Source organism: Camelimonas fluminis, from assembly GCF_014656355.1.
In the GTDB taxonomy this organism is placed as follows: domain Bacteria; phylum Pseudomonadota; class Alphaproteobacteria; order Rhizobiales; family Beijerinckiaceae; genus Camelimonas; species Camelimonas fluminis.
The window spans coordinates 1-1,658 of sequence record NZ_BNCG01000124.1; the positions used below are offsets into that span (position 1 = coordinate 1).

3 protein-coding genes and 1 pseudogene are annotated in these 1,658 nt (G+C 57.4%); 1 reads left to right on the forward strand and 3 read right to left on the reverse strand.

All coding sequences use genetic code 11. The features are described 5' to 3' along the window. Window positions 1-321 (forward strand): hypothetical protein (locus IE243_RS23700; protein WP_244643329.1); only part of this gene is annotated, 321 nt, incomplete at its 5' end. 17 nt (window positions 322-338) lie between these two features. Here the strand turns inward: IE243_RS23700 and IE243_RS24090 are convergent. From IE243_RS24090 to ssb, 3 genes and pseudogenes are all read right to left on the reverse strand, one after another. Beyond that, window positions 339-650 (reverse strand): annotated as a pseudogene (locus IE243_RS24090) (NUMOD4 motif-containing HNH endonuclease); the annotation flags it as partial. Further along, window positions 643-1,029: a recombination protein NinB gene (locus IE243_RS22705; protein ID WP_191321547.1), complete on the reverse strand. Its 387-nt coding sequence runs from the start codon at window positions 1,027-1,029 to the stop codon at window positions 643-645. The pseudogene IE243_RS24090 and the gene IE243_RS22705, both read right to left, overlap by 8 nt. Window positions 1,030-1,037: 8 nt before the next feature. Continuing rightward, window positions 1,038-1,541, reverse strand: coding sequence for a single-stranded DNA-binding protein (gene ssb / locus IE243_RS22710; RefSeq protein ID WP_191321548.1), 504 nt, complete (start codon window positions 1,539-1,541; stop codon window positions 1,038-1,040). Window positions 1,542-1,658: the final 117 nt, after the last annotated feature.

Here is a 1,658-nt window from a genome sequence, read left to right on the forward strand (position 1 = left end):
CGGCAAAGCCAGATCCAGATAGCGCATGATCGCCTTCTGGATGGGGAGTTCACGCTGGATTTTCATGCGTCCTCCATCTGGGCATGGAAGACGACGCCGTGGCGGGCGCCGAAACGCCATTTGTGTCCTTTATGGTGTTTGATTATCCCGGTGCAGCAACGGGAAATACTGCTGCTATCAAAGCCAGCCCGAACGGCGTCCATAGCCGAAGGCCACAGCTTTTCGTCTCCGCTAGCAAGGCACGTTGAAATTACGGCTTTAGAAGTCGGATGCTCGCCAGAGAATTTTCCTTGGCAAGTGGCTGCCCTTCCAGCATGGTAGCCTCTACGAACATTCTCAGATGGGGTTACCCATTCAAGATTTTCTGCTCGGTTGTCGTCGCGGCGCCCATTTTTGTGATCAACGACAGCGCCTGGGAAATGACCGCTGCACCACGCCATGGCCACCAGACGGTGCACTGAAGAGCGGCGTCCGCTGACATCAACTTGCAGGTAGCCCGTCGTCAGGGCTGGGAATGGCGACATCTCCATACCCTTTATTTTCCGTCTCCCGCCAGAGCACCCGACATGCCGGTCAAGGCTACGGATTTTCCCGAGATTGCTAGCCTGATAGCCAGGAGCGCCAGGTATATCTCTCCACTTTTCAAGCATTCTCTTCTCCGTTACGAAGAATTACGCCCTTCTCGGCAGCCCATGAATAGATGAACTCGATTAGGTCGCTGAATTGCGATTTTGTTAAACGAGATGTCCGGAACCCTATTGGGAATGGTTGCCCGTTCAACCCCATCTCAAACTGAACCGCGTAACCACAGGCGTGCATGAAGAGGGACTTCCAAACCTCTGGCGGGTGCATCCTTCCATCTGGCTTTGCTCTGGAAATGTCTGAAAGAAGAGACCACAGGAGCGCGTTCTGATCACTTGTGCGGTTCGCCTCTCGGATCGAGACGACAGCGTTCGGCGGCGCACGATCAATGATCGCCTTTGCCAGATTGCGCTGATGCACGCCGCGAATGATTACCGTCTGGGCCATAGCGCACCTCAGAACGGAATGTCTGATGTCTGCTGGCCGGGCCCGCCGCCTCCATTGGCACGGTCATAGGCACGGTCAGCTTCGGCGCCCAGGTCACGGCCACCGCGCTGCGCATACTGGCGCTCGGCGTCCGCCATATCGCGCGGGCCGGCGTCATCGCGCTTGCCGTCGAGGATTGTCAGTTCGCCGCGGTAGCGTTGCAGCACTACTTCCGTGGTGTAGCGCTCATGGCCGTTCTGATCAGTCCATTTTCTGGTCTGCAACTGACCTTCCAGCTCCAGAAGGCTGCCCTTTCGCAGGTATTGCTCGGCAACCTTCGCCAGGTTCTCATTGAAAATGACGACGGCATGAAATTCTGCGCGCTCGCGTCTCTCGCCCGAATTACGGTCACGCCACCGTTCAGAAGTGACCACGCGCAGGTTCACAACCGGCTCTCCAGAGGGCATGCGGCGCACTTCTGGATCACGAGCCAGCCGGCCAATGAGTATGACCTTGTTGACGCTGCCACTCATCACGCGGCCTCGCTAATTGCAGGAGAGGAATAGGCGCGGATGCGCTCGACCAGCGCCGCCAGCTCGTCGTTGAACCGGTCGACCTCGTCGGCCATCTGCTTGATGAAATCCTCGTCG